Source organism: Bradyrhizobium sp. BR 1432 (assembly GCF_051547705.1).
Classification (GTDB): domain Bacteria; phylum Pseudomonadota; class Alphaproteobacteria; order Rhizobiales; family Xanthobacteraceae; genus Bradyrhizobium; species Bradyrhizobium zhanjiangense.
This window is the reverse complement of record NZ_JBPUGF010000003.1, coordinates 6,332,693-6,354,283: the sequence shown is the minus strand read 5'-3', so window position 1 is coordinate 6,354,283 and position 21,591 is coordinate 6,332,693. Positions and strand designations below refer to the sequence as shown.

The 21,591-nt window shown below is 62.4% G+C and carries 22 protein-coding genes, 1 pseudogene and 1 riboswitch; of the genes and pseudogenes, 7 read left to right on the top strand and 16 right to left on the bottom strand.

The window, feature by feature from the left end; translation table 11 throughout:
* Positions 1 to 6: 6 nt before the first annotated feature.
* The 3 genes from ACSKB8_RS30830 to ACSKB8_RS30820 form a co-directional block, all read right to left on the bottom strand.
* Positions 7 to 351 carry a Rap1a/Tai family immunity protein gene (locus tag ACSKB8_RS30830; protein WP_438108147.1) on the bottom strand — a complete coding sequence of 115 codons (345 nt, stop codon included), beginning with the start codon at positions 349 to 351 and terminating at the stop codon, positions 7 to 9.
* 200 nt (positions 352 to 551) lie between these two features.
* Entirely contained in the window at positions 552 to 920 is a 369-nt protein-coding gene (locus ACSKB8_RS30825) for a Rap1a/Tai family immunity protein (RefSeq protein WP_438108145.1), read from the bottom strand.
* 36 nt (positions 921 to 956) lie between these two features.
* Entirely contained in the window at positions 957 to 1,355 is a 399-nt protein-coding gene (locus ACSKB8_RS30820; RefSeq protein ID WP_438108144.1) for a hypothetical protein, read from the bottom strand.
* A 374-nt stretch (positions 1,356 to 1,729) separates the two neighbouring features.
* Between ACSKB8_RS30820 and ACSKB8_RS30815 the strand changes: the two genes are divergently transcribed.
* The 3 genes from ACSKB8_RS30815 to ACSKB8_RS30805 all read left to right on the top strand — a co-directional run bounded on the left by ACSKB8_RS30815 (position 1,730) and on the right by ACSKB8_RS30805 (position 2,876).
* Entirely contained in the window at positions 1,730 to 1,897 is a 168-nt protein-coding gene (locus ACSKB8_RS30815) for a hypothetical protein (protein WP_438108143.1), read from the top strand.
* Positions 1,894 to 2,448, top strand: a complete 555-nt coding sequence (locus tag ACSKB8_RS30810; RefSeq protein ID WP_438108141.1) for a hypothetical protein — start codon at positions 1,894 to 1,896, stop codon at positions 2,446 to 2,448. The genes ACSKB8_RS30815 and ACSKB8_RS30810 overlap by 4 nt, the downstream gene beginning before the upstream one ends.
* Positions 2,449 to 2,531: 83 nt before the next feature.
* A complete protein-coding gene (locus ACSKB8_RS30805) occupies positions 2,532 to 2,876 on the top strand; it encodes a hypothetical protein (RefSeq protein WP_438108140.1) in 345 nt (114 codons plus the stop codon).
* Positions 2,877 to 3,084: 208 nt separating this feature from the next.
* Here the strand turns inward: ACSKB8_RS30805 and ACSKB8_RS30800 are convergent, their stop codons facing one another.
* The 10 genes from ACSKB8_RS30800 to ACSKB8_RS30755 form a co-directional block, all read right to left on the bottom strand.
* Positions 3,085 to 3,378 carry a hypothetical protein gene (locus ACSKB8_RS30800; RefSeq protein WP_438108138.1) on the bottom strand — a complete coding sequence of 98 codons (294 nt, stop codon included), beginning with the start codon at positions 3,376 to 3,378 and terminating at the stop codon, positions 3,085 to 3,087.
* 1,327 nt (positions 3,379 to 4,705) lie between these two features.
* Positions 4,706 to 4,927, bottom strand: a complete 222-nt coding sequence (locus ACSKB8_RS30795) for a helix-turn-helix domain-containing protein (RefSeq protein WP_438108137.1) — start codon at positions 4,925 to 4,927, stop codon at positions 4,706 to 4,708.
* A 378-nt stretch (positions 4,928 to 5,305) separates the two neighbouring features.
* Positions 5,306 to 5,464 carry a hypothetical protein gene (locus tag ACSKB8_RS30790; RefSeq protein ID WP_438108135.1) on the bottom strand — a complete coding sequence of 53 codons (159 nt, stop codon included), beginning with the start codon at positions 5,462 to 5,464 and terminating at the stop codon, positions 5,306 to 5,308.
* Between the two features lie 246 nt (positions 5,465 to 5,710).
* Positions 5,711 to 6,262, bottom strand: coding sequence for a helix-turn-helix transcriptional regulator (locus tag ACSKB8_RS30785; RefSeq protein WP_438108134.1), 552 nt, complete (start codon positions 6,260 to 6,262; stop codon positions 5,711 to 5,713).
* A gap of 604 nt (positions 6,263 to 6,866) precedes the next feature.
* Positions 6,867 to 7,448: a hypothetical protein gene (locus ACSKB8_RS30780; RefSeq protein ID WP_438108132.1), complete on the bottom strand. Its 582-nt coding sequence runs from the start codon at positions 7,446 to 7,448 to the stop codon at positions 6,867 to 6,869.
* 61 nt (positions 7,449 to 7,509) lie between these two features.
* Positions 7,510 to 9,744, bottom strand: coding sequence for a TonB-dependent receptor (locus tag ACSKB8_RS30775; protein ID WP_438108130.1), 2,235 nt, complete (start codon positions 9,742 to 9,744; stop codon positions 7,510 to 7,512).
* Between the two features lie 115 nt (positions 9,745 to 9,859).
* Positions 9,860 to 10,074, bottom strand: a riboswitch (cobalamin riboswitch).
* 89 nt (positions 10,075 to 10,163) lie between these two features.
* The gene (locus ACSKB8_RS30770; protein ID WP_438108128.1) at positions 10,164 to 10,421 is read right to left on the bottom strand and encodes a hypothetical protein; all 258 of its coding nucleotides are present in this window, start codon (positions 10,419 to 10,421) and stop codon (positions 10,164 to 10,166) included.
* Between the two features lie 151 nt (positions 10,422 to 10,572).
* Entirely contained in the window at positions 10,573 to 10,782 is a 210-nt protein-coding gene (locus ACSKB8_RS30765) for a hypothetical protein (protein ID WP_091885589.1), read from the bottom strand.
* Between the two features lie 152 nt (positions 10,783 to 10,934).
* A complete protein-coding gene (locus tag ACSKB8_RS30760; protein WP_164934897.1) occupies positions 10,935 to 11,111 on the bottom strand; it encodes a hypothetical protein in 177 nt (58 codons plus the stop codon).
* Positions 11,112 to 11,233: 122 nt separating this feature from the next.
* A complete protein-coding gene (locus ACSKB8_RS30755; protein ID WP_438108126.1) occupies positions 11,234 to 12,970 on the bottom strand; it encodes an adenylate/guanylate cyclase domain-containing protein in 1,737 nt (578 codons plus the stop codon).
* A 325-nt stretch (positions 12,971 to 13,295) separates the two neighbouring features.
* Between ACSKB8_RS30755 and ACSKB8_RS30750 the strand changes: the two genes are divergently transcribed.
* Positions 13,296 to 15,791, top strand: coding sequence for a transglycosylase SLT domain-containing protein (locus ACSKB8_RS30750; protein ID WP_438108124.1), 2,496 nt, complete (start codon positions 13,296 to 13,298; stop codon positions 15,789 to 15,791).
* A gap of 124 nt (positions 15,792 to 15,915) precedes the next feature.
* Here ACSKB8_RS30750 and ACSKB8_RS30745 read toward each other — a convergent pair whose 3' ends face one another.
* Positions 15,916 to 16,104 (bottom strand): hypothetical protein, encoded by a 189-nt coding sequence (locus ACSKB8_RS30745; protein WP_091885602.1) that lies wholly within the window; start codon positions 16,102 to 16,104, stop codon positions 15,916 to 15,918.
* Positions 16,101 to 16,463, bottom strand: coding sequence for a hypothetical protein (locus ACSKB8_RS30740; protein ID WP_438108122.1), 363 nt, complete (start codon positions 16,461 to 16,463; stop codon positions 16,101 to 16,103). Before ACSKB8_RS30740 ends, ACSKB8_RS30745 begins: the two co-directional genes overlap by 4 nt.
* Positions 16,464 to 17,299: 836 nt before the next feature.
* Here ACSKB8_RS30740 and ACSKB8_RS30735 point away from each other — a divergent pair.
* From ACSKB8_RS30735 to ACSKB8_RS30725, 3 genes and pseudogenes are all read left to right on the top strand, one after another.
* Positions 17,300 to 19,284 (top strand): annotated as a pseudogene (locus ACSKB8_RS30735) (PAS domain-containing sensor histidine kinase).
* Positions 19,281 to 19,949, top strand: a complete 669-nt coding sequence (locus tag ACSKB8_RS30730; RefSeq protein ID WP_438108120.1) for a response regulator transcription factor — start codon at positions 19,281 to 19,283, stop codon at positions 19,947 to 19,949. Before ACSKB8_RS30735 ends, ACSKB8_RS30730 begins: the two are co-directional and overlap by 4 nt.
* A gap of 95 nt (positions 19,950 to 20,044) precedes the next feature.
* A complete protein-coding gene (locus ACSKB8_RS30725; RefSeq protein ID WP_438108118.1) occupies positions 20,045 to 20,431 on the top strand; it encodes a response regulator transcription factor in 387 nt (128 codons plus the stop codon).
* A gap of 48 nt (positions 20,432 to 20,479) precedes the next feature.
* On the opposite strand, the gene ACSKB8_RS30720 is transcribed toward ACSKB8_RS30725, so the two are convergent.
* Positions 20,480 to 21,448, bottom strand: a complete 969-nt coding sequence (locus ACSKB8_RS30720) for a tripartite tricarboxylate transporter substrate binding protein BugD (protein WP_438108116.1) — start codon at positions 21,446 to 21,448, stop codon at positions 20,480 to 20,482.
* Positions 21,449 to 21,591 lie beyond the last annotated feature (143 nt).

Here is a 21,591-nt window from a genome sequence, read left to right as displayed (position 1 = left end):
ACGCTGCTACTGGCTTTGCTTAGTGGCTTTGGAGCATCCCAATGCCTTGGAGAAGGCTTCGATAGCTAAGAATGATGAAGGCAAGTCTCGCTTTTCCGGATTTTGGTCGATGTACTTCAGCAGAACGTCCTTCAGTTGCTTACGGGTCGCGCTATTTCGACACCCCGAGTAACCGAGCGCCACCATCATATCGAAGTAAGCCCCGGCAACCCCAGTACAGACCAGTTCAGTCGTTCTGTCCTTGTCAGAACAGAGAGACTGTAGCGTGTTGCCGCTGTCGAAATATGCTGTCGCGGGATATGAAAAACAAACCGCCGCAGACGCGATAGAAAGCAAAACCACGTTCTTCATTTGCACAAGCCCCACGTACCGTGAGTGGCACGTCCCTACTGAAAAATCTTTCTTACCTTTCACCCGGCCACCATGTCTCGACGGCGGATCACTCGCCGAAATCTTGGTGGACCGCAGCGCGACCAAATGGCTCCGCTTGTACGGATAGCCGCGCATGTCTGAGCAATCCTTGCACCGCATGTAGCGCTCCAGCTCTCCGCTCACTTCCTGCAAGGCCAAGCCTGCGATTGGGCCGTCCACACCAACGACGCCGTGTTGTATTGACGCTTCTCTGGGTTGTCTCTGAGGTGTTTGCACACTACGTCGCGTGCTTGCGCCAACGTGGATGTCACAGGGATGCACACGGGCGCATTGCCAGCATTATTGGCAGCTAGGGTCAGAGCGTCCAGAACGCCTGCAACGTAATACATCGCCCTCGCAGGCTGTTGCTGACACCACTCATGCAATGTATCAGCGCTCACGTAGATTTGGGCATGCGCTCTGGTCGTGCCGCCGCTTTCAGTCTGCGCCGTTGCTTCGGCAGTCAGAAGGGCGAGCGTCAGTGCGGCGATTAGGGTCGTCTTGGTCATTGGTTGGGTGATCCGGTGATTGTAGCAAACGGCGGCTCAATATGGCACGCAGGCCTTTGGCCCCACGCATCGAGAACACACGCCCGCACTTTGGGATGGTGCCTGAACAGCGCCGAAGGGATCGATTGACTGAGTTGATTTGATCACGCGCAAATTCTTCTGAACCGTGAGCAGCCCGATCGGTGTGCCATCGGCATTCAGCTCCACGAATGCGACAGCTCCCATGCGATCGGCGACAACAAAGGCTCTATTGCCGATGCCGGGTGAGATGCCGATCCGAGCGTACTGACCGTCGTTCTGATTAGTGTCGGGCGAAGTGGTGATGAAAATGTCTTCGTTGTATGCTTCGATTTTGCATTTCAGCACATCGGCATGCGAAATTGTTGGTGCAATCATTTGAGCGCCAACGACCAGCGCGGCTACAACCACTTTCATTAAAGCCCCCAACCTTAAAGCGAACCCAGCATATACAGACCACGACGATCAGTCACAAGGACGGTGCGTCTGCACACAGCCGACATTCGATGTTGAATAGTTGAGTGGCACCTTAGGGAGCCTGACGGCATGAGGCTAACCTTCGCCTCATCCTAGGGCGCGTCGTCCGCACGTCGCGCTCCACGTCCGTCGTTAGGATCAGTCTGGAAAAACGTCCAGTCGATGACGCGACGGCCACAAACGGAGGCGACGCGGCAAGGTCAGGCCCAAAAACAATGTTGGAGAATGAATTTTCAAGCAAAAACAATGTTTTACTGCACGCGGCAACGGTGGCTGAACGGGAGGAGCGCCAACCGCTCACAGGAGCAAGCCCCGTGCGAACCCCGAAACCCTTCACCGTCTTTCAGCCGACGCCCGGCCAGACCGCGAAGCCACTTTTCGTCATCCACGCCTATTCAATCGAGCAGGCGCGCGCGCTCGTCGCCGCAAAGGTCGCGGGCGAGACCATCGTCGTCGCCTCACCGGACGGAGCGAGCCGATGATCCCCAACACGAGGAGCGGCCTTCCGGCGATGGCCTGCGTCTCAGCGATGCAGAAAGCCATCCGCAGGGGCATGGAACGTGAAGCCATGGAGTTCGCGTGCGAGCTGATCCACACCTCCAAAGCCTTCCACACGATGGTCTGCAATCGCCTCGAAGTAATCTGCCATGAAGACCTCGACACGCTGGCAGCGCCGCACGTCTTCCCGTTCGTCGCTGCATCGCTCGCGGCATCAAGGGACCGCTACAGCAAGAGCATCGGCGAAGCCCGGCTGATGATCGGCAATGCCATCCGCATGATGTGCCGGTCACCGAAGTCTCGTGCTGGCTGCCACTTCGCAGCCGCCATCGGCCTGCGGTCATCGCTGGAGGGCTACGCGCCGACAATCCCCGACTGGGCCAACGATCAGCACACTCTCGCCGGGAAGAAGCTGGGGCGCGGTATCGATCACTTCCGCAAGGAAGGTGCCAAGCTGATCCCGCCGCCGACGGCGGACGATCCCTACGAGGACGAAGCGTATCGCCTCTGGAAGATCAAGCAGCAGGGCAAGTGAGCTGGTTCGCGCGTGGGCGACTGCGGGGGCTTCGTGCTCAAAAGATCGGTTGACGGCGTCGATACCGTCTCCAAGATGCATTCATGAAAAGGAAAAAACTGACAGGGCGCATCGTGCCGCCGAAAGGCGACGGCCCGTTTCTTCTCTACCGTTCGTTGGTGTATCCCGTGGACCCGTCCCAATTCGACGCTTCGCGGTGGCCCGCCATCGAGCCGCCGCCCGCCGAGTTGAGTGAGTTGCGCAGCCCGACGGTGCTTTACAAGGGCACCTATTACGCCGTCGAGCTTACTCCCGAGGCGATGGCCGCGATGAACGAGCCATGGCTCGAATTGGCCCGCGCAATAGGTCGCGCCGAGGCCCTAGACGAGTTCAATCGCCAAAGGGAGCGCCAGCGGCAGGCCCTGATCGATCGAACCAAGACCGATTGAAGCCGCGCCCCTAGCGCTGAACTACCGCCCGCCGTCCTGCCACGGCGTCGGCGGCAGCGGCGCGGAGTTCCAGCCCGTATGCCGGGTCGGAGGGCGGGTGTCTGATTGGCTGGCTCGATTAGTTGTTAACTCAGGGAAGAGAGCGATCCCAAACTCAGTGAGCCATGCCAGACTTGGAACGTTAAGCTATCAGGACGACCATATGCGCCTAAGCCAATTGCAACGACGGTACACCATCGTCCTCTGCCACAATGGATGGCCCGCCGAGGACATCATCAAGTTCGACAGACTGGAGGACGTTGATGAATGGCTCATCTCGAACTTCACACCAGAACGACGCTACCGCGTCCGCGTCGATAGCCCCAACGAGCCGACCTACTACCTCACAGACAAACCGACAACTGTCGCCGGTCGAGACTTCCGACCGCGACACGAGCGCTAGCAGAGGCTGCGCATTGACGCTCTCGCGGGCAGTGCCGCTGATGATGACCGCCTCGCGCATCGAGCTGACCGCAGTGCGACAGCGACGACAACCACTGCGATGAAGATCGCGACCTCGACCGGCGACATGGTCCACACCGCGCACCGCCCTTGTGTGCGAAACGGTACAAAATTTACAGCGAAATGAGAAATTGCAAATATATTCGCGCGCCGGGGTCGCGCGTACCCCGCTTTTCTCACGCGCCCCAAAGGACCCGAAGTCCGGTTGTGGAGGGACGCCATCCACGGCGCATCGCGCGACATCGCGACCTCAATGCAAGCCGTGCGAGCATCGAGCGTCACACCGTCACCATCAGTGTAGGCGTCAACCCATTAAAGCGAGATCCCCTCGAGGCTCGCGTCTGGGGAGCCGCCACCGGCGGCGGCGACTTTTTCTCTGCGGTCAGATGGCCACGCGCAGGCGAGGCAGCTTTCGACGCCATCAATGAGATGACCGCTCCTGTTTGCGCAACTCATCGATTAGGCGTTTGAGGTAGGGCGGCAGCGGCGAAGTTTCGAGAACTAAGTCCTGCTGCAACCTGTCACCCACCTCGTCACAGATCGACCGGGCAGTCTTACGGTCGATGTGGTCTGATATTCGGTTGATCGGTTCCATATCGCGACTTCTCGATAGGGCCCCACGATTAACGTAAGTTGAGGAGCGAGAGAACGTTCCGAACTCCTCGACCGATCGTCGAGGGTTCCGTTTACTGGAACGAAGGCCAGAGCAGCGATCGGGCACACCACAACTATCGCCCACGCAGTGTTGGAAACATTCCTCGCACGCAAACGCAATTCGTTGCGCACCGCGATCAAATCCTTCGCGAACTAGATCACGCTTGGGTCGCGAGCAGCGCCTATCGTAGCGTCCTGCGCTCCGCCGCCACGTCGGCTTCCAGGATTTCAAGCTGGCTCGCCAGACCGCTGAAGGTCCGACTTATGTTCGTCAGAAGGGATGCTCTTTTTCTGAGATCCCGGCCTGCCTCGCTTGAGCCCTGTAAGCGGATGCAATCGAACGGTATTCAGCAGCGGGCATTGTACGGTGGGTCATAGGCGTTGAGGATGCGGAAGGCTGGCAATTAGCCATGCTATGTTTCCGGCCCAGAAGAGATGAATTTGCTTAGCGCGACCGCTCAGCGCCAAACGAGGGCACAACGCCGCCGCTCCCAACATCGCCAGCACAGTCAGCGCGATGAACAGACGATCTTGCAGTCCCATGCGGAAACGGTAGCAGGGCCGGTCAGCCGATCAATTGCACCGTAGGACACCCGGAAGGCGGGCGGCAGGAAGGCCGTACCGCGCGCCGCGAGCGCGGGCAGTTCGCCTGCGCTGAGCATCGAACGCGGTGTCTACGTTACGCCTCTGTAGGTGGACCAGCCTGCCAGTCGTTCGGCGGCGTCCTCGATCTCGGCGGGCGCGCAGATGCCCAGCTTGGCGAGCAAGCGTTCCCGCTGACCCGCAACTTGCTTTGCGGTCCCGCCAAGTCGCACGGCGATCTCATGATCAGTCTTCCCAGCGGCCAAGCGCCTCAGGAGCTGTTTCTCGCGCGGGGTAAGGGGCAGCTTGCGCATGGTCTGGTTCGGCAATCCCAGCCTTCGTCGCCACGCGCGTTATGTGGGCCGGTACATGTGCACGATCACCCGCAGCAGTGCCACGGCTACCAGCGCGACGGGTAGCAAGCCGCCTCCGATTATGACCGTAGCGGTGTAGATGATCTCTCGCGCTCGCTCACTCATGGACGCCTCCCCAACCTAAGGATGCGCCGGAAAGCTGACAAATAGCCATGCTATGTTTGCGGATCAGGAGAGATGAATTTGCTTGCTGCGACCGCTCAGCGTCACACGATCGCGACGCACAACGGCGCCGCCATATATCGAGCGGTGGCGACAGGCGGATGGTTTAGGATTGGAGCGGACTGTCCGCTCCAGCCGACCCAGAAGCGCTCCGCACTAGCGGACCCACAGGACCACGAGGGCACAGGCGAAGCCCACCACAATGACGGCCGCGGCTGTTACCGTGACTAGGTCAATCGTCCACGGGCGGTCTCTTCCGCCGACGAGATCGAGATGGCTGGAGTGGTTTTCGTCCCGATAGGCATGAAGGTGCATGGCAACGACCTCCTTCTGCTCGTGACTAAGTCACTCATACCATAGAGTACCGCGCGCTCATAATGCGACATGCAACCGCCTGCCCAAGGCGCGCCGACATCGCACTCGCCGACCCCTCCGATTTTTGTACCGATCCGCAACGCAATCTAGAAAATCCTCCGGGCAAATATCTTGAAGGGGTGCCGTCGCGCGTACCCCCCATTTTCTGCGCGCACCAGAGGACCCCAAGGTGCTGAAACCCCGGTCCTACGTTACGCCTCGGTAAGTTCGCCAGTTTGCCAGTCGTTCAGCCGCATCGACGATCTCGTGCGGTGCGCTCAGTCCCAGCTTGGCGAGCAAGCGCGCTCGCTGCTGTCCGACTTGCTTGGCAGTCCCACCAAGTCGCTTGGCGATCTGAGCGTCAGTTTTCCCGGCGGCCAAACGCCTCAGGAGCTGTTTCTCGCACGGACTTAGCGGCAGTTTGCCCACGGCCATCTGTCTAGGTTCGGCTGCCTTGCGGATTTGTGCCATGCACCGGCCGACTGTTATTTCACGGTTGCGAGCAAGAGCTCGCTCGACCCACGCACGCTCGTTCGGAGGTAGCTGGCTCAGCATGAACTGGCGCTCGTCGTCGGAGACCTCTATTCCAGGGGTGCTCCGATCCACATCTGGCTGCCCTATGCCGAGCATCTGAATGGCGTCGGATGCAGCGATGCGGTTCTCTCTCATGAAGTCGCGAACACGACGACGATCGTCCGGCGACAGCTGCGCGAGAAGAAACTCACGTTCAGTAGGCTGTTCGAAGATCGGTCTATTCATAGCGCCGACCCCATGAGCACCGAAATACCTTACCGCTGACAAGAGGAGGCTGTAAACGCGCATCCTCTCACGCCCCGGAAGCTCGCGCGCGCCCGCACATGTGAAATAGGGCCTATTAGGGCCCGGCGGACTTCCAGGGGGCCGTCCGCTCCCCGCTAAAGATCGTAAAATGGCTATATTTACAGGCACTTACGACGTTATCGACAGGCCCAAAAAAGACCTTGCGGAAAGGACCACACGGTTTTGCCGTACGCGCGGTTCGCCTGCGCCACAGGGTTCGACGGCGTTGTGCACATTGCCATCGAAATGCTGGCACGACGAACCTGACAGCGCCGTCCGTCCGCGCGAAGCCTTAAGGGCTCACGGAGAGCAATCCGCCCTGCCCTTGGCTCTCGCGCCCGACGCTGCCGCGTCCACCGCAAGCCCGACTCTGCGATCATCACGACACATGATCGCCCCTCAAGGGTGAGCCGGGATGAGCGACACATACGCCAATTCCGAATTTCGGTAAAGCGGAATCTTTTTGTGCGGGCGGGTTGACAGTCCGGCGACACAGCAAGATCCCGTGGCCCGAATGGCGCCACGACGTCGAACGCAGCGGCGCTCAGGCCGACATCGCTCCCTGGCGCCCGAACGGATCGAGCAGGCGGACGATCTCGCAGGCGGCGACGAGACCGGCGAGCCAGGCGGCGCTGGTCAGCCCGAGGCGCGTCACGATGGCGGCAGTGAAGGCGCCCTCTCCGCCCAGGAACGGCGTCGCGGCGAGCAGCGCGAGCTCATAGGCCGCATAGGCGGCGACGAGCGTGACGGCCAGCGCCAGCGGCGTGCGGCCCTGCGGCAGCATGCGTAGCACCGCGGACGAAACGGCGGTCGCCAGCAGCGCGGCCGCGCCGATCGCAAAACCCCAGGCGACGGTGCTGCCGTCGATGGGATAGTGCAGCGCGCCGAAGCCGATGGTCTGGTTGACGAGCCAGGCGCCGGTGACGACGAGCAGCGCCGGGCGCAGCGGCAGCATCGCGGCCGCGACAACGGCAAAGGCCGCGAACGGTGTCGCACAGGCGAGCGCGAAGCTTGCGAGCGCGCATGACACCGCGAGCAGCGCAAAGCAGAACATCGGCGCAAGGCGCGGCGTCACCGGATGAAGCCACAGACGGTCGGCGCGAGACGGCTGGATGCTGAGAGCCATAAGTGATCTCCTTCTCTTCGAATTCTAGTCCATTTGGGGACGTGTGACAGCCCTATCGACGTCAGAACGTGGCGCCGGCTTTGAGCAGATAGCTGCGGCCGGGCAGCGGATAGGCGCTGAAGCGACCGTCGGTAAAGGTGCTTGCGACTGCATAGTCGTAGTAGAGCGCTTTCAGCAAATTGTTGACGCTGAGCGACCAGAAGTACCGCTCATATTGACCACTGAGCTTGAGGTCGATCGTGCCATTGGCAGGAATCGGCTTCTGAGTGCCGGCCTGGTCGTTGTCCATGCGACGCTCGCTCCAGAACCGCGCGGTGGCGTCGAGCACGACATAGTTCTGCCAGATGTTCCAGGTGAGGCCCGCACTCGCGGTGTAGCGCGAGACCAGCGGCACGTCATTGCCGGCCCAGATACCCTCTCGGAAGACAGCCCTCGTATAAGCCATGCCGGAGCGCAAGAGCAGAGCGTCGTTAACGCGATAGGAGACACTGGTCTCCGAGCCGTAACGGCGGGTCGGATCGAGATTGGTGTTGTAGAACAGGATTGGATTGAAATGGATCTCGTTAGCGAGGTCCATCAGATAGAGACTGCTCTGCATCTGAAGACCGCCTCCCTTGATACGCAGCCCAGCCTCGACATCCTGCGAGGTCTGGGTCTTGAGCTGGAACGTTTGCGGCAGCGGATTGAAGAAGGGGTCGAATGAGGGTCCCGACGACACCCGCTCGTCGACGTCAGGCGTGCGAAACGCCCGCGCGGCGCGGCCGAACAGCGAGACCATGTCGTTGAGGCGATGCTCGGCACCGAGGTGCAGCGCATATTGGGTCTCGTCGCTCCCGAGCGGGAGCGCGCCGATGTCGGCGTTGAACGGAGCTGCCGGATCAAAATTGTCGCGTGCCAACAGACTGATGGTCTGCACCCGCGCGCCATAGGAAACGTCGGTCGTGGGCGTCACACCCAATGTGTGCTGAAGATAGCCCGCAACCGTCTGCTGCCTGAGGTCGTAATTGTGCCAGGCGGCGAGACCCTGGCCGGCGCCACGGTTCTGCTGAAAGCTCGCATCGTAATAGTCGATGCCGGTCAAGAGCTGCGACGGCATTCCGAGCAGAAGGCTCTTCACGCTGAGCCGCGGCGTGATCGACCACGTCGTCAGATCGGCGTCGACATAGGTCGAGGTGAAGAAAGCGGGCGCCGGCGTCGGACTGGAGAAGAATGCACTCTGCTGCCTCTTGTCGCGCAGGCCTCCGTCGACGATGAGATCGACGCCGTTCACCAGGGTTTTTGTGAAACCCGCTGTCGCGCCAAAACCTTGCTGGTTGGCATAGTTGAAGGGCGTGCTGGTCCCCTTCCGGTTGGTCGCGAGCTCGTCGAGGCCGATCGAGGGATCGACGGTGCGGCCCCCCGGCAGTCGCAGCTCCTGATTGTCTCCCGTCACGGTCAGGAAAGCGGTCAGGCCCGGCGTCGTGTAGTTCAGATTGCCGATGCCGTTCTCCTGGGAATAACGATTGTTGTCGCGATAGCCATCGGACTTGACGGTGTTGCCGTAAAACGAGGTCGACCACGGACCGGAATTGAGCGACGTCGAGACGTTGCCGAGCCTGGTGTTGAACGAGCCGAAGCCGGCCTCGATGCGCGCGGCCATTGGCGGCCCGCCGACGCCGCTCTTGGTGACGATGTTGATGACGCCGCCGACCGCATTGTCCCCATAGAGCACCGCACCGGAATTGCCGTGCGTGATCTCGATACGCTCGATGGAATTGAGCGGGATGGTGGCAAGGTCCACCTGCGCCATGTCGATGTCGTTCAGCCGCCGTCCGTTGACCAGCACCAGCGTGTTGGCGGTTGCGAACGCGCCGAAGCCGCGCAGGTCGACACTGGTCTTGGCGCAGATCGGACCGCCATAGAACGTCGTGATCTGGGCGCCCGGTACCTGCGTCGAGATGATCTCGGCAAGCGTCTGCGACGGCGCATGGGCGATGTCGGCGGCCGTGATGACGGTCGTGGCGGCGCCGACGATGCCTCCATTGTTGCTGGCCGCCTCACCGCCAAAGCCGGACGAGCCGGTTCCTGTCGGCGCGCCGTTCGGCGTCGCACGGCGTCTCCCCATGTCGCCATCGCTGCTCGCCCTGGCACGCGTGCGGTTCTGATCGTCGGCCTTGGTCATTTCGACCGGCGGCAACTGCTCGGCGACAGTCTGCGCGCGGACGCCCATCATATTGAGGACAAGAACGGGAATGATGAAGCTGGACGCCAGCCAGGACGCGCGACGGCACCGGACGGCGGCGGAAACGGAAGACATGCGAAAAAACCTCGGCAGGACGTCAGTGGCACGTCACAGCGAACGAGGTTTCACGACGTAGCGATCAATCGCTCCGGTGAAGCTAATGTCTGTACTCCCCGACCGACATCTTCGCGTGTGACCACGGCTGACGGCAGGTCTCCTGGCTCGCGGGTCGTGACCTCTCCGTCGCCTTCCCAGGACCGAGATTCCCAGTGGCATAGGACGAGAGATTCGCCGCTTACAGTTGCGGGGGCAGCCATGGCATTGAGAAGATCCCGGCGTTGGGAAAATCTCGCACCACGTTCCCTTTTGATCTCCGTGAGGAGAACCGTCGTGGATCTTTTACGAGTCGTGCAGCCCGGGAGTCAATCGGCTGGTTGCATCTGGCAGCGACAACTCGCCGCTACCGGTGCGTCCCGCAAGCAGAGGCCCAGCAGCTACGTCCGCCCTCGCGGGCGCTGGGCCTGCGCCCAAGCGACGGCGACGTCGCGTGGCGGAACATCGATGCGCTTGATCGGCGTCAGTTCGCCGGAGGCAGAGACGATCGCGGTCTCCTCGCGGCGGCAGCGCCGACACACGAAACGGACCTCACGCGGGAATGCCGACCAGCTTGAACGTTTGACGTTGGCAGCCATCGGCCAAGCGTCGCAATGCGAGCACGACACCAGGAACCGGCCGGGATCGAGCATACCCATTCAATCGGACTCCACGTCCTGCCCGCTTCCTTCAATGATTGATCCAAGTGAATCGTTCCGGTGCCTGGGCACCGCCGACGGCCTCCTGTCTTTTGGCGCGTCGTCAGCGACTTTGGGTGCGTCGCTCCCGACCTTCGCACGCATCAAGAACTCAGCGAGCCCCCTTGAGGGTGCAGGAGGTCGTGCAGGTGACCGTGGTGCCGTGATCGCATGACTTGCAGGCGCTGACGCACTGATTCATGTCGCGAGGATTGTAGCTGTAGTTTCGCATCGGGCAGGTCGACGTCGAGCCGGTGATGTCCTGCTCCTGATCGCAGGCCGCCGTCATGAGCGCGAATATGATCACTGCAACGAGGCGCATGGGATTGCCCGTCAAACATGGCAAGTGACACTCGCGAGGCGCGCTGCATCGCAACGAGCCCCGGCCTTCCCACCGCGAGCCATCGCCAATCAGCGACGCCCGCATGCGCCTCAGAATGCGCGCCAAATGTTAAGAACGGATTGCAGTCGGCCTCAAGCAGCAGCGCTGGTCGCGATCGCCTGCCGCATATCCACTGCCAGCTGGCGGTACTGCTCGGCAAGCTTCAGATAGAACTCGCGCTTGGTGCTGTCGGTGGCGAGCTTCGCGATCAGCTCGCACTCGGCGGAGAGCGTCTCGAACCGTTCGAGCCTGTCCTCAAGGTGTGTCATCGGCGTGTCCCCATCTGACGCCTCAGGGACGTCAAGCCTAAGCCCGGGAAATAGGTCACGGCGAACATCGTTATGGAGTAGAATCGTTCTTTCCGTTCGGCGACGCCGGACGGCAGGCACCGCTATTCTTGCTCCAGCCGCCAGGCGCCGTCCCAACCCTCGTCTGGTGGGTTGACCTCGAACTGCGCGATGCGGCCGAGCAGCGTGCGTGAGGGACCGTCGCCGGGGACCGCTTCGAGCGCGGCGTTGAAGGCGGCGCGGGCGTCGTCGAAGTGCCCGGCGCGATAGGCGTCGAGACCTTCGGCATAGAGCGTGCGCAGGCGCGCTTGCGCATCGGTGAGTGCGCCGGCCCTGCCCATCACCTCGAAAACAGCTTGCGGTGCGCGCTGCCCCGCGACCGCGACGCGATCAATCTCACGCAGTTGGAGCTGTGAGCCGATCGCATCCGCCGTTGCCTGCGAGACCAGGATGCGGGTGCCGTAGGCCTTGTTGGCGGCCTCCAGCCGCGAGGCGAGGTTCACGGCGTCGCCCATCACGGTAAAGCTCATCATCAGCTCGGAGCCGATGCTGCCGGTCAGGACCTCGCCGGTGGCGATGCCGATGCGCAGATCGCACGGCGCCGGCATGGCGCGGATGCCGAGCAGATCCGGCAGCTGCTTCTGGAGCGCGGGCACCTGATCGGCCATCTCGATGGCGGCAAGGCCGGCGAGCATCGCCTGCTCGTCCTCCTCGATGAAGGGCGGGCCCCAATAGCACATGATTGCATCGCCGATATATTTGTCGATGATGCCGCGATTGCTGCGGATGGGGCCGGACATCACCGTGAAATAGTGGTTCATCACCTTGACGAGGCCGCGCGGGGTCACGCCCTCGCTCATCGAGGTGAAGCCACTCATGTCGCAGAACATGATGGTCATGACCCGGCGCTGGCCGTCGATGGCGACCTCCGGCCGGTCAATCAGGCCCTGCACCACCTTCGGGTCGATGTAGCGGCCGAAGGTCTCACGGATGCGCTCGTTGTGCCGGAGCTGCTCGATCATGCGGTTGAAGGCCGCGGCAAGCTCGCCGATCTCATCCTGGGTGGAGACGGTAATGGGCTTGTCGAACCGGCCCGCCTCGACCTCGCGGGTGCCGGCGAGCAGCAGCCGCACCGGGCGCGTGATGCCGCTACTCACCAGGAGCGCAAAGGCAAATCCAACTATCGCTGCGAGCAAGGTCACGATGCCCGATACGATGATCGCCTGGTGCTGGTGGCTGATCACCTGCGACGTGCTGAAGAAAACCTGCGTCAGCATGTCGGCGCGGATCGCATCGATCTTCTGATTGAACTGGTCGCGCAGCACGTCGATGTGCTCCAGCGTGCCGCGGGCCTCCGCCATCTGTCTGGCATCGACCTGCTTGGCCAGCTTTGCGTGGTCCTCGGTCAGATCGCGGCGCAGCTCAGTGACGGCGGTCTCGATGCGGAGCTCGATCCGCGCCAGGGCAGCATTGTCGGACGGTGTCCTGGGATCGTTGATGATGGCGTTGATGAGCGTGCGTGCGCTCTCGGCCTCCTCCTCGATCCTGCGGTCGGTCTGCTCGAACTCGCGCACGCGCGCCGCATAGGCCTCCTCGTCCGACGGCGACTGCATCTTGGTCATGACCATGCGCCGCAGCGCCAGCGCACGCTCCAGCGAGCGGATGTTGGCGCGCGCCAGATGGCCGTAGGCCGGGATGTAGCGGTTGGTCAGCTCGTCCAGGAGGACGCCGACCTTGCTCGACATCACCATCGACAGGATCGAGGTGACCAGCATCAGGACGATCAATCCGAGGGCGATACCGACGATCTTGCGCCGGATCGACTGGTTGAAAATCGGCATAGGTGCAGGGCAAAGGCTGAAAGGATGAAGCGAGGGAACTCAATACACCGGATTTAGCCATGGGAACACGCGCAATCTCGCCTTTCTGACGCCGTGAGCCGTACGCAACCGTCGCGCGAGCCTCAATCGTTAACAAAGGTTAAACACGCTGCCTTTTCCGCTATTTCGGAAGTTCCCGAGTTCCCATCCGTATTTTGCCGCATTGTTGCGAGAGCGTGAGGAATGCGAAACGATGTCATGACATCGTTTGGTGTCGTCTCTTGATTCTCAAGCCGCATGTCGTCGCGGACCTTGGTTTGTAGTGGTTTCGCAGGGGGACCATGGAATGAACCAGTGCCTACGCTCGCTCGCGTGTGTCGTTGCCGTGGCCACAATGGCCCTCCTTCCCACCGAGTTGGCGGCGAAGAGCAGTCATAAATCTTCCGCGCCGAAGAAGACGCATGAGGCGAAAGCCGGCAAGCAGCGCCATGCCTCCGCCGGCAAAGCGCGGCACGGCAAGCACGCCGAGGCCAAGCGCAAGCCGAAGAAAACGGTCGACGAGCCCTCGGACAAGCCGGCACCACCGCCGCTGACCGGCGATCTCGCCGCGCTGAAGGATGCGATCGACCTCGCGCGCAAGGGCAAGACCGAGGATGCGGGCGCCGCGCGCGACCGCATCACTGACCCCGCCGGACAGAGGCTTGCAGACTGGTTCATGCTGCGCCACTCCGAGAGCACGGCGAATTTCAAGCGCTACGCCGCCTTCCTCGCCGCCAATCCGGACTGGCCGAGCAGCGCCCTGCTCCGCCGCCGCGCCGAGGCGCGGCTGTGGCAGGAGAAGAGTGACGCGGCCATTGTGCACACATTCACCATGGACCGGCCGACCAGCGCCAAGGGCAAGTTCGCGCTGGCCCGCGTACTGCTCACTGAAGGCGAGACCGACAGGGCTGCGCGTCTCGTGCGCGAGGCCTGGCGCACGGACGAATTGACCGAGCGGAGCGAAGAGGACTCCTATGCGGCGTTCAGCGACCTTCTATCCGCCGACGATCACCGCGCGCGCATGGACAAGCGCCTCGGCGCCAAGGACTACGCAGGCGCAAGGCGCGCGGCCAAACGTCTCGGCGAGGATGCGCTCGCGATCGTGAAGGCCTGCGCCGCCGTCACCGGCAAGGCGAGCAAGGCCAAGGACTATCTCGAGGACGTCTCGACCGAGGCGCGGCGCGATCTCGGCTATGTGCTGTGCCGCGCTCAGTGGCATCTTCAGAACGACCGCATCGACGACGCAGCCGAGGTGATCCTCGCCGCCCGGCCCGACACGATGGCCGCGCAGGACACCGATGCCTGGTGGCGCGAGCGCCGCCTGCTGGCGCGCAAGCTGCTCGACCAGGGCAAGTTCAAGACCGCCTATGACGTGGTGCTCACGGCCGCGGTGCCGGAGAAGGAAGTCTATCGGGTCGACTACCACTTCATGTGCGGCTGGATCGCGCTGCGCTATCTCGACGATCCCAAGACGGCGATGGTGCACTTCGCCGCGATCGACGCAGGCTCGGCCAATCCGATCGCGCTGTCGCGCGCCCATTACTGGCGCGGCCGCGCCGCCGAGGCGATGGGTGCTACAGCCGACGCGCGCATGAGCTATCGGGCAGCGGCGCGCTATCAGACCGCCTATTACGGTCAGCTCGCCCGCGCAAAGCTCGGCCTGGACCGGATCGAACTGCGCGCGCCCTCGCCCGTGCTGGCCGCCGCCGACACGCAGTTGGCGGACGAGCGCGTGCGCGCAGCCAACATGCTCTACGATATCGGCGAGCGCGACGTCGTGTTCTATTATGCCGAGGATTTTGCCAAGGAGAGCTCCGACGCCGCGGCGCTCGAAGCGCTCGCCGCGCTCGCCGGACAGCGCAACGACGCACGCGTGATGCTGGAGGTCGGCAAGTCGGCCCTGGCGCGCGGGCTCGCGCTCGACCACTACGCCTTCCCCACCATCGGCATTCCCGAGCACAAGCAGGTCGCACCCGCGATCGAGACCAGCGTGATCTATTCGGTAGCGCGCACCGAAAGCTCGTTCGACCAGCGCGACAAGTCGCCTGCCAATGCGGTCGGGCTGATGCAGGTGACCCCGGAAGCGGGCCGCGACACCGCCAAACGCTTCGGCCTGACCTATGACTGGGACAGGATGGTCTCCGATCCCGTCTACAACACCCAGATGGGCGCGGCCGAGCTCAGCGCGCTCTTGTCGGAATATCGTGGCAACCAGATCATGACCTTCGCCGGCTACAATGCCGGCCGCGGCCGCGTGCGCGAATGGGTGCAGGCGCGTGGCGATCCCAGAGATCCCAAGGTCGATCCGGTCGACTGGGTGGAGCGCATCCCGCTGTCCGAGACGCGCAATTACGTCCAACGCGTGATCGAGAACGTCCTTGTCTACCGTGCGCGGTTCGAAGACAGCAGCATGATCGCCGGCAAGAGCGACCAGCGCGTCGTCACGCACGAGGTCAGCGCAACCGCACCCGTGGCGGCCGCAGCACCCGCTCCCTCAGTCAACGCCGCCGGGGCTGGACGCGGCGCCTGCGGGGTCACGGTGCTGCGGCTTCCACGCGCGTATAGTCGCGCAGGCAGGTGTCACCTCCTTCCATTCAGATCGCCACCGCCCAAATATGCGCCGGTCAACGCTCTTGCGAAGGTCCAGGCGTGTATCGTGCAGCTCCAGCACGAGACGGCACTCAGGACCGCCAACGTCTCGATCATGTTGCCAGCGGCGAGCTCGACGTTACCCGCGGCCGGTTCTGTGCGCCCGGGCATCGACCATTGCATGAAGAACGTGACGAGTTCGCCGCGCCGGTAGCAATCGGTGTCACAGTAGCAGCGCTGTGTCCGCACATGCCTGACATAGCCGATCCCGATTGACCGCGAGCATGCGCTGCACGTGGCGGTGCGCAACGGGGGCTCGTGATTGACCACCACGAATTTCATGAAGCCGCCCTCACGCGATCTTTCGCGAGCGCCTCGCAAAACAGCGCGTAGCACTGATAGTCGCAGTAAGGCAGACGGGTCGCGATCTCGCGGAGATAGCTGCCGCCGATCGGCTCGCAGCACTGCATGCACCATGTCTTCCGGAACGGAGTCCGGCCGTTCACCAGTACGAACGCGAATCTCATGTGGCACCTCCCAAAGCGAAGCAGTAAACGCTATCCATCGGAGACAGTGCGGGCGGTGGAGCGCAAAGATGGTTTCGGCCGTCCGGATTATCCCTGTTTCGCTCCACTTTTTGCGGTGGGATCAGAATGAATCTCCCGTCCTCCCTGCGCCGTGCATAGAGCCGGCCGTCGATGTACTTGATGTCGGTCGGATAGCAGTCCGCGTTGCTGCAGCAACTGAGGCTCGGATTATCCGGCATGTGCCAGGTCGAATAGAATTTTTCGTGCAGCGCCTGGTCCTGGGGTGGGTGCTGGCGATGAACGGTGCCATGTCCCGTCTCCTGCGCCTGGGCCGTCGCAGCGGCGCCGAGGAGAACCATCGCGCACAAGAGCTTGCATGAACGGATCAACGCACGGGCTCCCGGATTAGATATCAGCTCTCCAATTCAGCCCTCACGCGACCTGCGCCCGAAACAGCCACCGGCGGTCGCGTTCGCGGCGTGTGCGGAAGCGATCAACGCATTTCTTGGAGCAGAGCGCAGTGCGCCAGGAATAGTAGCGGATCAGACCAAACTTGCCGCCACACACCGCACAGCCCTTGATCGAAGAGCAACGTTCGGACTCGGATAGGCGACGCTCAGGAAGTTGCGACGTATCGCACATTGTTCTCTCCCTCTTTCGGCTGCTTGCGCTCTTGCCTATTGGTTTCCTTCGAATTCACTCGGGTCGTGAGTTGCGGAGATCGCGGCTGCGTGTCGAGAAATGCCGCTGCCTCGTCGCTGGTCGCCTGCCTGTCGGTGAAAGCGCCCGGGGCCATACGCTTCAGACCCGGTTCTCGTGCGAACACTGCGATTGGCTGGTCGACACTCCCGATTGGCCGTGAGACTCAGTCCCCCAGAACAAGACGCTCAATTGTACGGAGGTAATTGGCCAACATGACTAGGAATGGAGGAGCTATACTTAGGTTTGTCCCGTAGTCGCCCGGGACTCTCGCGATGGCCCATGTTCAACGAGACGGCGAACGACGCACGAGCTGCACGGCGACCGTGAAAAACTTGCCTGGCACGACGTGCTTGATGCGCTGCGGCGAACAGGGCGGCGAGCAGCCAATTCCAAGGCCAATGTCGCAGTCGCCATCCGACTTTGGCCGGAATTGCTCCTCCGGCGGCAACGTGCTCTACTTGCGTTCACGCAGAGAGCGCCGGGAGCGTCTGCGATGAAGCCGGGCCGGGCAGCCACGTTCGGGAAGTCAGCCGCGCAATTCCTCGCCGGCTGTGTCAGGCAAGTTGTCACCCCCAAGCCGCGCACTGAGACCGGTGACGCCGGTCTGCTGGAGGCGGTCAAGCAGTGGCAGCAAGTCTTCGAGCACAACCCGGTCATGTATTTCATGGTCGACCCGAGCGGAACCGTGATCAACGTGAACACGTTCGGCGCGGCGCAACTGGGCTATACGGCCGCGGAGTTGATCGGCCGATCGGTGCTGGATGTCTTTTTCGAGGAAGACCGCGACTTCGTCCGCGCGTGTGTCGCGCTGTGCCTTGAGACCATCGATCAGTCACACACCTGGGAGATTCGGAAGGTTCGCAAGGACGGCTCGGTGCTATGGGTGCGCGAGAACGCCAAGACCATGCTGCGGGCCAATGGCGGGCCAATCGTGCTGGTCGCCTGCGAGAACATCACCGAGCGCAAGGAAGCGGAGAATGCGCTGCGACAGAGCGAAGCTTACCTCGCCCAGGCGCAGGAATTGAGCCACACCGGCAGTTTCGGCTGGAGGGCCGCAACCGGCGAGATCACCTGGTCCAAGGAGACCTATCGCATCTTCGACTGCGACGAGGAGACCAGCCAGAGATCCCGTTCATGCTCCAGCGGATCCATCCGGAGGACCGGCTCGCAGTGCAGAAGACCACGGGCCGGGCGGCGCGCGAGGGGAAAGATTACGATCACGAATACCGGCTGGTGATGCCCGACGGTTCCATCAAGTACGTCCGAGCCGTCGCCCGGGCGACGCGAGATGCCAGCGGTCACGTGGAGTTCGTTGGATCGGTGACCGACATCACGGCGACCAAGGAGGCAGAACGCAGGCTTCGTGACAGCGAGCAGCGCTTTCGCGACTATGCCGAAACCGCCTCCGACTGGTTCTGGGAGACGGGGCCAGACCATCGCGTCACTCAAGTATCGGAACATTCAGATACCGTCACCGCCCCCGCCGGCCTGATCGGGCTCACGCGCTGGGACATTGCTCCGGACTCCGATCTCGAGCCCGAAAAATGGCGACAACATCGCGCGGCGCTCGACGCCCACATCCCGTTCCGCGATCTCGTGTACCGCAGCAAGGACCGCAACGGACACCCGATCTATGTCCGAACCAGCGGCAAGCCGTTCTTCGACGCCAACGGGGCCTTTCTGGGTTATCGGGGCGTCTGCACCGACGTGACCGCGGCCATCCGGGCCGATCAGGCCGAAGATGCGCTGCGCAAGGCTCAAGCCGAGCTCGCCCATGTCACGCGCGTCACGACACTGGGTGAGCTGACCGCTTCAATCGCCCACGAAATCGACCAGCCGCTCGCCGCGGTGATCGCAAACGCCGACGCTTGCGTCGCCTGGCTGCAGCGCAGTCCGCCCGATCTCAAGGCGGCGCGCCGCTCGGTGGAGTGGATCATCGAGGACGGCAAGCGTGCCAGCGACGTGATCCGTCACGTTCGGGCGCTCGCCAAGCGCTCCGAAATCGAGATGGCTCCGCTCGACGTCAGCGTGGTCGTGCGCGAGGCTGTCGCGCTCGTTCAGCGTGAGATGGCCAGCCATGCCGTGTCGGTTCGAATGGAGCTGTCGTCGGCACTGCCCAGGATCTTTGGCGATCGAATTCAATTGCAGCAGGTCCTGATCAACCTGATCAAGAACGGGATCGAGGCCATGGAAGGCATCGATGATCGCCCGCGCGAGCTGGCGATCCGTTCAGCGGCCGACGACGATGGCGCGGTGCTGGTGAGCGTATCCGACTGCGGCGCTGGTATCTGCGAACAGGCAATGGACCGCCTGTTCATGCCGTTCTTTACCACCAAGTCCTCCGGCATGGGCATGGGCCTGTCGATCTGCCGCTCCATTATCGAGGCCCATGGCGGACGACTTTCCGCCATACCGAACCAGGAGCATGGCGCGACCTTTCAGATCACGCTGCCGCTCCATCGAGAGGACGCATTGTGACCGAGCGCGCGGAGCCTTCGCCCAAGGAGGACGGCGACCAGCCGATCGTCTTCATCGTCGACGACGACGCGTCCATGCGCCGTGCGCTCACCAATCTATTCGAGTCGGTCGGCCTCAAGGTCGAAGCATTCGGCTCGGCGCCGCAACTCCTGCAGGCCAAGCCGCCAGACGTCCCCAGTTGTTTGGTGCTCGACATCCGCCTGCCCGGAACGAGCGGCCTTGAGCTGCAGACCGATCTTGCCAAGGCAAATATCCAGACGCCCATCATCTTCATCACCGGTCATGGTGATATTCCCATGACTGTTCGGGCCATGAAGAGCGGCGCGATCGACTTCCTGACCAAGCCGGTTCGCGACCAGGACATCCTGGACGCGGTCCAGGCCGCAATCGAGCGAGACCGCAAGCGCCGCGACCTCAACAAGACGGTCTCGAACGTCAGATCACGCTTCGAGTCACTCAGCTCGCGGGAGCGGGACGTCTTGTCACTGGTGACGTCGGGCCTGATGAACAAGCAAGTGGCCGCCCAGCTCGGCTTGGCGGAAATCACCGTCAAGATCTATCGCGGCCAGATCATGCGGAAAATGGGTGCGAAGTCGCTGGCCGACCTCGTGAGGATGAGCGAGGCGCTCGGGATTCGACCCAGCAAGCCCGACGTACAAACCTAAGTATGAGTTTCCAATGGTGGCTGGCAGGTCCACCTTGCACGTTTAGGTATGGCCGTGGCGACGGCAAGCGCAATCCCGAGCGAGGAGCGGACGTCTTGTCAGTGGCTTCGGTCATTTCGGTGCTTGATGATGATCCCTACGTGCGGGCCGCGATCAACAATCTCTTGGAATCCCGCGGATACATCGTCCACACATTCGCCTCCGCCGAGGAGTTTTTGCGGTCGGCCAATTCGACCGACACCTCGTGCGTGATCGCGGACGTGCAGATGCCGTCGGTCACTGAAATCGATCTGCTGACGCAGATGCGCGCGCAGGGGTCGGCGACGCCATTCATCTTCATCACTGCTTTTCCGGATGAGAGCGTGCGTGTGCGGGCGCTTAAAGCGGGGGCAAGTTGTTTCCTCGGTAAGCCGTTCGCCGCCTCGGATCTGATGCAATGCCTGGAGGTAGCGCTGGCAACAGGTGGCGAAACCATGAAGTGATTCTCCGGCGGTCAGCGAAGGCAACACGCTGACAACAGCACCGCCGCCTCAATCCACCTTGATGTTGGCCGTCTTGATGATCGGCCACCATTTTGCGATCTCCGCCTTCTGGCGGGTGCCGAGCGCTTCTGGCGTGAGCTGATCCTTGGGCGTCATCTCCAGGCCCTGGCTTTCGAGTTGCTTCTTCACTCCGGGATCATTCAGCGCTTCCACGGCCGCCGCGTTGAGTTTGGTCACGATCTCCTTCGGCGTGCCCTTCGGCACCCACATGCCCGACCACAGCGTCATGTTGAAACCCTTGAGACCCGCCTCCGCCGCGGTTGGAATCTCCGGCGCCGACGGCAGGCGCTTGTCGTCTGTGATGGCGTAGGCGCGAATGGTGCCGGCGCGGACCTGGTTGATGGAGTTGGAGGTCTGGTCGACGATGAGGTCGATCTGACCGGCGATGAGATCGTTGAGGGCGGGCGCGGTGCCGCGATACGGCACGTATTGCAGCTTGATGCCGGAGACGCTCTCGAAATAGACGCCGGCGATGTGGCTGCCGGAGCCCGCGCCGGCGGTGCCTGCTGTGGGCGGCGACGGCCGTGACTTTAGCCACTCAATGAACTCTTTCAGCGAGGTCGCGGGCACCGCGTTCTTGCTGACAATGATCATCGGATTGCTCGGCAACAGCACCACCGGCTCGAGGTCGGCGACGAGGTCGTATTTGAGCTTGTAGACGGCACCGTTGGCGACGTGAGTGCCGAGATGGCCGAATGAGATGGTGTAGCCGTCCGGCGGTGACTGCACGGCGCGGCCGACGCCGATCGAGCCGCCCGCGCCGGTGACGTTCTCGATCACCACGGGCTGGCCAAGCGACACCCGCATGCGTTCCGCAAGCACCCGCGCCATTGCATCCGACGGCCCGCCGGCCGCGAATGGCACGATGATTGTGATGGGACGCGTGGGATAATCGTCGGCGCGCGCGGCGCCTGCAACAGCGAGAATAGCAATCAGCGCAGCCCAAGCGGCTTTCATGGTCCTCTCCCCAGCAATGTCTTTATTATTTTTGGCCCTCTGCCCGCGTACGGGAAGAGGGATCATTCGTGGCGTATTGCCGCGCTAAAGCGCGATGAGATTAAGATAAATCATCATCGCGCTTTAGGTTATTTTGAGCATGA

What these genes read in the sequence shown, in the direction of transcription:
- ACSKB8_RS30810 (WP_438108141.1), top strand. Translation starts at nt 1,894, where the DNA reads ATGATCCCCAACACGAGGAGCGGCCTTCCGGCGATGGCCTGCGTCTCA.
- ACSKB8_RS30785 (WP_438108134.1), bottom strand. Translation starts at nt 6,262, where the DNA reads ATGAATAGACCGATCTTCGAACAGCCTACTGAACGTGAGTTTCTTCTC.
- ACSKB8_RS30740 (WP_438108122.1), bottom strand. Translation starts at nt 16,463, where the DNA reads ATGGTTCTCCTCGGCGCCGCTGCGACGGCCCAGGCGCAGGAGACGGGA.
- ACSKB8_RS30825 (WP_438108145.1), bottom strand. Translation starts at nt 920, where the DNA reads ATGACCAAGACGACCCTAATCGCCGCACTGACGCTCGCCCTTCTGACT.
- ACSKB8_RS30765 (WP_091885589.1), bottom strand. Translation starts at nt 10,782, where the DNA reads ATGCGCCTCGTTGCAGTGATCATATTCGCGCTCATGACGGCGGCCTGC.
- ACSKB8_RS30760 (WP_164934897.1), bottom strand. Translation starts at nt 11,111, where the DNA reads ATGACACACCTTGAGGACAGGCTCGAACGGTTCGAGACGCTCTCCGCC.
- ACSKB8_RS30780 (WP_438108132.1), bottom strand. Translation starts at nt 7,448, where the DNA reads ATGGCTCTCAGCATCCAGCCGTCTCGCGCCGACCGTCTGTGGCTTCAT.
- ACSKB8_RS30745 (WP_091885602.1), bottom strand. Translation starts at nt 16,104, where the DNA reads ATGAGATTCGCGTTCGTACTGGTGAACGGCCGGACTCCGTTCCGGAAG.
- ACSKB8_RS30775 (WP_438108130.1), bottom strand. Translation starts at nt 9,744, where the DNA reads ATGTCTTCCGTTTCCGCCGCCGTCCGGTGCCGTCGCGCGTCCTGGCTG.
- ACSKB8_RS30750 (WP_438108124.1), top strand. Translation starts at nt 13,296, where the DNA reads ATGAACCAGTGCCTACGCTCGCTCGCGTGTGTCGTTGCCGTGGCCACA.
- ACSKB8_RS30820 (WP_438108144.1), bottom strand. Translation starts at nt 1,355, where the DNA reads ATGAAAGTGGTTGTAGCCGCGCTGGTCGTTGGCGCTCAAATGATTGCA.
- ACSKB8_RS30800 (WP_438108138.1), bottom strand. Translation starts at nt 3,378, where the DNA reads ATGCGCGAGGCGGTCATCATCAGCGGCACTGCCCGCGAGAGCGTCAAT.
- ACSKB8_RS30795 (WP_438108137.1), bottom strand. Translation starts at nt 4,927, where the DNA reads ATGCGCAAGCTGCCCCTTACCCCGCGCGAGAAACAGCTCCTGAGGCGC.
- ACSKB8_RS30790 (WP_438108135.1), bottom strand. Translation starts at nt 5,464, where the DNA reads ATGCACCTTCATGCCTATCGGGACGAAAACCACTCCAGCCATCTCGAT.
- ACSKB8_RS30770 (WP_438108128.1), bottom strand. Translation starts at nt 10,421, where the DNA reads ATGGGTATGCTCGATCCCGGCCGGTTCCTGGTGTCGTGCTCGCATTGC.
- ACSKB8_RS30755 (WP_438108126.1), bottom strand. Translation starts at nt 12,970, where the DNA reads ATGCCGATTTTCAACCAGTCGATCCGGCGCAAGATCGTCGGTATCGCC.
- ACSKB8_RS30830 (WP_438108147.1), bottom strand. Translation starts at nt 351, where the DNA reads ATGAAGAACGTGGTTTTGCTTTCTATCGCGTCTGCGGCGGTTTGTTTT.
- ACSKB8_RS30720 (WP_438108116.1), bottom strand. Translation starts at nt 21,448, where the DNA reads ATGAAAGCCGCTTGGGCTGCGCTGATTGCTATTCTCGCTGTTGCAGGC.
- ACSKB8_RS30805 (WP_438108140.1), top strand. Translation starts at nt 2,532, where the DNA reads ATGAAAAGGAAAAAACTGACAGGGCGCATCGTGCCGCCGAAAGGCGAC.